This window comes from Desulfovibrio sp. (assembly GCF_018379785.1).
Lineage (GTDB): Bacteria > Desulfobacterota > Desulfovibrionia > Desulfovibrionales > Desulfovibrionaceae > Desulfovibrio.
This window is the reverse complement of sequence record NZ_JAGZUV010000119.1, coordinates 1-3779: the sequence shown is the minus strand read 5'-3', so window position 1 is coordinate 3779 and position 3779 is coordinate 1. Positions and strand designations below refer to the sequence as shown.

Sequence of the window (3779 nt, the reverse complement as noted above, 5' to 3'; positions counted from 1 at the left end):
GGTAGGCTTCCTCATTAACGCTTTTGAGGATTACCTTTCCAGGTTGCTTGTCTATTCTTTTCAGATAAATAGCGTCGTCAAAACCAACTGCAAATATTTTCCCTGGAATTATATCCTTTTTACTCTGGTCAATGAGTACAACGTCATTGTCCATTATCTCCGGCTGCATGCTATCGCCAGCTACGCGCATCAATACCATAGATTCTGGGTTCCCCTTCCGTAGCAGAAAATCCATCCGAAATGCGTAAGAGCGATCACTATTCCTTTCTACTTCAAGGCTCCCCTGCCCAGCAGATAAACGCGCCTCCACCAGCGGAATAAGCCTTAAATCAACGTCACAGCAACTAGCTAAAAGTGAATTATTTGATTTTTGATCAAGATGCATTTCACCTTCACCAAAAAACAACCAGTTTGCATTTATTCTAAATTTCTCAGCTATTTTTTCAATCCACCCCGGTGGTAATTGCTGACGTTTTCTAGCGGCAGCTACAGATGACTGATTAATATCAAGAATCTTAGCTAATTCCGCTTCCTTACTTATATTTGCAGCCTTCATGATCCGGGCAAGCCGCTGCTCAAAAGACTTCGCATTTTCCATTGAGAACTCCGAAAACAAGATCGAAACGTCCCGTAATGCAGAATGCAAATGATTGCTTATAGTTAAAAATAAATTCGGTAAAAATAAATTCCGAAACGATTTTTAGCTTGCAATCAGCTTTCAATTTAACTAAAAAGAAAGCACGGGCAATTGGTTTTTCTAGCTGGAATCAAACTAACGGCCTGCAAGCTAAACGTCAACGTCCACGGCTCAGCCGGATTTGGACAAGCGGAGGCAAGCATGCAGAACATCCCTCTCACTGATGATCAGTGCGCTGTTGTGCGTAATATCCTGAAATCTGTGCTTGACGCTTTGCGAGAAGCAGGTGGGCGCTATGATGTTGGTGATCGCGTTGTGATGAACCTCGTGGTGGACCTCTCCCTCGGAGAGGTGGGACGCCTGCGCCGCGCCCTCAAAAAATTGTAGGCCCGCCATGCGCCAAGCCTCTCTCTTTGATCACTGCGCCCCGCTTGCCAGCGCCATGCCCGCCATTAAGGCGGCCATGCGCGCGGTGGCAGGCGCGCCGGAGGGGGAAGGTCGCAAGGCTCTGCCGGACAAGATTAACGCTGTGGCCAGTGCCAGCGGGGTACGGCTGACGGCGGGCAACACCAGAGCCATCAGCAAGGATACCTTGGATAAATGGTTGTCTCCTTCGGATGAGAGCCATCCTCCATCCATCCTTGCCGTGCTGGCCTTTTGTTTGGCTACCAATGATTCGGCTCCGTTGCGGGCGATGCTGCGAAGCGTGGGGCTGGACGTGATGACAGCGGAAGATCGCAAAGTCTGCGAATACGGTCGCACATTAATTGAGCAGAAGAAAATGAGAAAACGGCTCCGCAAATTGGAGGATGAACTATGAGCCTGACATTTGCCCAACGAATGGCCCTTGGGGCGGAGCGCTCCAAATATCGCCGTCGTTTACAAGAGGTGATGGACAATAAAGGTTTGTCGGGAGCTGCTCTGGCACGTGAATTGGGTGTGTCCAGTCAAGCCGTTTACAGTACCTTAGCGGGAAAAATTCACAGCCCTATAGTCCTTGGTTGGCTTCGGGAAAATGGTGCGGCGGAAGAATATTTATGTGACCCGCATAATGCTGGTTAGGAAGGAAGAGCCTGTGTCTGCTCTAGAAGAGTTTTATACCACACGCGAACTGGCTCAGCTCCTTGGGATTACAGAGCGGGCCGTTCAGCTCCGTGCTAAGCGAGAAGGATGGCTGTTTGTTCAAAAGAGAGGACGCGGCGGAGGTAAACGATGGGGAGCATCTAGCACACCCAAGGAAACCCGCGAACTCATAGCCTCGGGCCTGTTGCGGCAGCAATACGCCACACAAGAGGCGGACAGTTGCGCCATAAACGCATGCGTGGCCTGCGCCATGGCCCCCACCGCCCGGACCTTGTGCTGCTGGATGACCTGGAAAATAACGAAAACGTACGCAAGCCCGAACAGCGCGACAAGCTGGAGTCCTGGCTGCTGCGCACGGTGCTGTCTCTTGGCCCGGCTGATGACAGCATGGACGTGATCTATATCGGCACCATCCTGCATTACGACAGCGTCCTGGCCCGCACCCTTAAGAAGCCGCAATGGCACGGACGCGTTTTCAAGGCTGTGAAAGAAATGCCCTCCCGCATGGACCTCTGGGATCAGTGGTTTGCGCTCTATGCCCAGCGGCCTGATGGCCCGGAGCTGGCCCGCGCTTTTTATGACGCGCGCAAAGCGGACATGGACAAAGGGGTCGTGGTCAGTTGGCCCACGTTCCGTCCGCTCTATACCTTGATGTGCAAACGCGCGGAAGATCGCGCGGCCTTTGACGCGGAACAGCAAAATGATCCGCTGGCCACGGATGCCGCACCCTTTGCCGCAGCCATTTTTTACTGGCGGGAATTGCCGTCGGAACTACTGCTGTTCGGGGCCTGTGATCCCTCTCTGGGCAAGGCCGGACAGGGGCGCGATCCATCGGCGCTGCTGGTGGGCGGCCTGGAGCGCGAAAGCATGCGCCTCTATGTCCTGGAAGCCCTGATCCGCAAGCGCCACCCTGACCGCATCATCCAGGACATGATTGCCCTGCAACGGCGTTATAACTGCCTGATCTGGGCCGTGGAAACCGTGCAGTTTCAGGCTTTTTTCGCGGACGTGCTGGTGCGCGAGGCGGCCCGGCTGAACGTGCCCATGCCCGTGCAACCCGTCATCAACAGCACGGACAAACAACTGCGTATTGAAAGTCTGCAACCCTATTGCATCCAAAACCGCATCCTGCTGCCGCCCAGCGGGGCCAGCGCCCTGGAGGATCAGTTGCGCCACTTTCCTATGGCGGACCACGACGACGGCCCGGACGCCCTTGAAATGCTCTGGCGCACGGCCATCCAAGGCTTTGTAAGCCTGCGGGACGCTTTTATCCGCGTGCCGCGAACATCCGGCATATTTGGCGGCGCTCTTGGCACTGATGATGACGATGACTTTAACGGCCCCGCTGGGGGCCAGAGCTGGAATTAACCATGATGATACGCCGTCCCCGCTACAACCGAAGCGCCCGTCCGCGCCCGGAAGTCCTCAAAGGCCAGCAGCAGAGCCAGGACAGCGACCTGAACGCCTCGCTGCTCTATCTGGAGCAGATGCCGAATCTGACCCACGGCCTTACGCCCAACCGTCTGCGCCGCATCCTGGCCGACGCGGACGCGGGCAATATCGCAGAGCAGCATGCGCTCTTTGCCGACATGGAAGATCGCTGTGATCACCTTGCGGCGGAGATGGGCAAGCGTAAACGGGCGCTGCTGACTTTGGAGTGGGATATAATCCCCGCATCCAAAGACGCCAAAGCAAAGGACGTGGCCGCCAAGGTCCGGGAATTTGTGGACATGCTGCCCAGCATTGAAGACGTGCTCACGGACATGGCCGACGCCATCGGCCACGGATTCGCGGCTCTGGAAATCCAGTGGGATTACAGCGACGGCCTGCACATCCCGGCGGCGCTGACCTTCCGCCCGCAGTCCTGGTTCCAGACTCTGATTGCCGACCGTAACGCCCTGCGGCTGCGCGACGGCAGCGCGGACGGCGCGGAGCTGTGGCCCTGTGGTTGGCTGGTGCATATCCAACTCGGGACTGATGAGCCGTATGACCATGAACGGCGTGACGAGATCATGGCGCAAATCATCGACCTGCGCTGTGAACGGCAAATGCTGGAAGC

7 protein-coding genes are annotated in these 3779 nt (G+C 55.5%); 6 read left to right on the top strand and 1 reads right to left on the bottom strand.

The genetic code is table 11. From position 1 onward, the window contains the following. A partial coding sequence (locus KH208_RS15355) for a S24 family peptidase (RefSeq protein ID WP_291437749.1) occupies positions 1-598 on the bottom strand: 598 nt, incomplete at its 3' end. 240 nt (positions 599-838) lie between these two features. Here KH208_RS15355 and KH208_RS15350 point away from each other — a divergent pair. The 6 genes from KH208_RS15350 to KH208_RS15325 all read left to right on the top strand — a co-directional run. Next, complete coding sequence (locus KH208_RS15350) at positions 839-1024, top strand: hypothetical protein (protein ID WP_291437747.1); 186 nt, start codon at positions 839-841, stop codon at positions 1022-1024. A gap of 7 nt (positions 1025-1031) precedes the next feature. After that, positions 1032-1457: a hypothetical protein gene (locus KH208_RS15345; RefSeq protein WP_291437746.1), complete on the top strand. Its 426-nt coding sequence runs from the start codon at positions 1032-1034 to the stop codon at positions 1455-1457. Further along, positions 1454-1699, top strand: a complete 246-nt coding sequence (locus KH208_RS15340) for an HTH domain-containing protein (protein WP_291437744.1) — start codon at positions 1454-1456, stop codon at positions 1697-1699. The genes KH208_RS15345 and KH208_RS15340 overlap by 4 nt, the downstream gene beginning before the upstream one ends. Then, the gene (locus KH208_RS15335) at positions 1653-2117 is read left to right on the top strand and encodes a DNA-binding protein (protein WP_367114973.1); all 465 of its coding nucleotides are present in this window, start codon (positions 1653-1655) and stop codon (positions 2115-2117) included. The genes KH208_RS15340 and KH208_RS15335 overlap by 47 nt, the downstream gene beginning before the upstream one ends. Next, positions 2108-3088, top strand: coding sequence for a phage terminase large subunit (gene terL / locus KH208_RS15330; RefSeq protein ID WP_291437750.1), 981 nt, complete (start codon positions 2108-2110; stop codon positions 3086-3088). Before KH208_RS15335 ends, terL begins: the two co-directional genes overlap by 10 nt. Positions 3089-3090: 2 nt before the next feature. Next, positions 3091-3779: DUF935 family protein (locus KH208_RS15325; RefSeq protein WP_291437742.1), on the top strand; the 689-nt coding region annotated here is incomplete at its 3' end.

What these genes read in the sequence shown, in the direction of transcription:
- KH208_RS15345 (WP_291437746.1), top strand. Translation starts at nt 1,032, where the DNA reads ATGCGCCAAGCCTCTCTCTTTGATCACTGCGCCCCGCTTGCCAGCGCC.
- terL (WP_291437750.1), top strand. Translation starts at nt 2,108, where the DNA reads ATGGACGTGATCTATATCGGCACCATCCTGCATTACGACAGCGTCCTG.
- KH208_RS15335 (WP_367114973.1), top strand. Translation starts at nt 1,653, where the DNA reads ATGGTGCGGCGGAAGAATATTTATGTGACCCGCATAATGCTGGTTAGG.
- KH208_RS15340 (WP_291437744.1), top strand. Translation starts at nt 1,454, where the DNA reads ATGAGCCTGACATTTGCCCAACGAATGGCCCTTGGGGCGGAGCGCTCC.
- KH208_RS15350 (WP_291437747.1), top strand. Translation starts at nt 839, where the DNA reads ATGCAGAACATCCCTCTCACTGATGATCAGTGCGCTGTTGTGCGTAAT.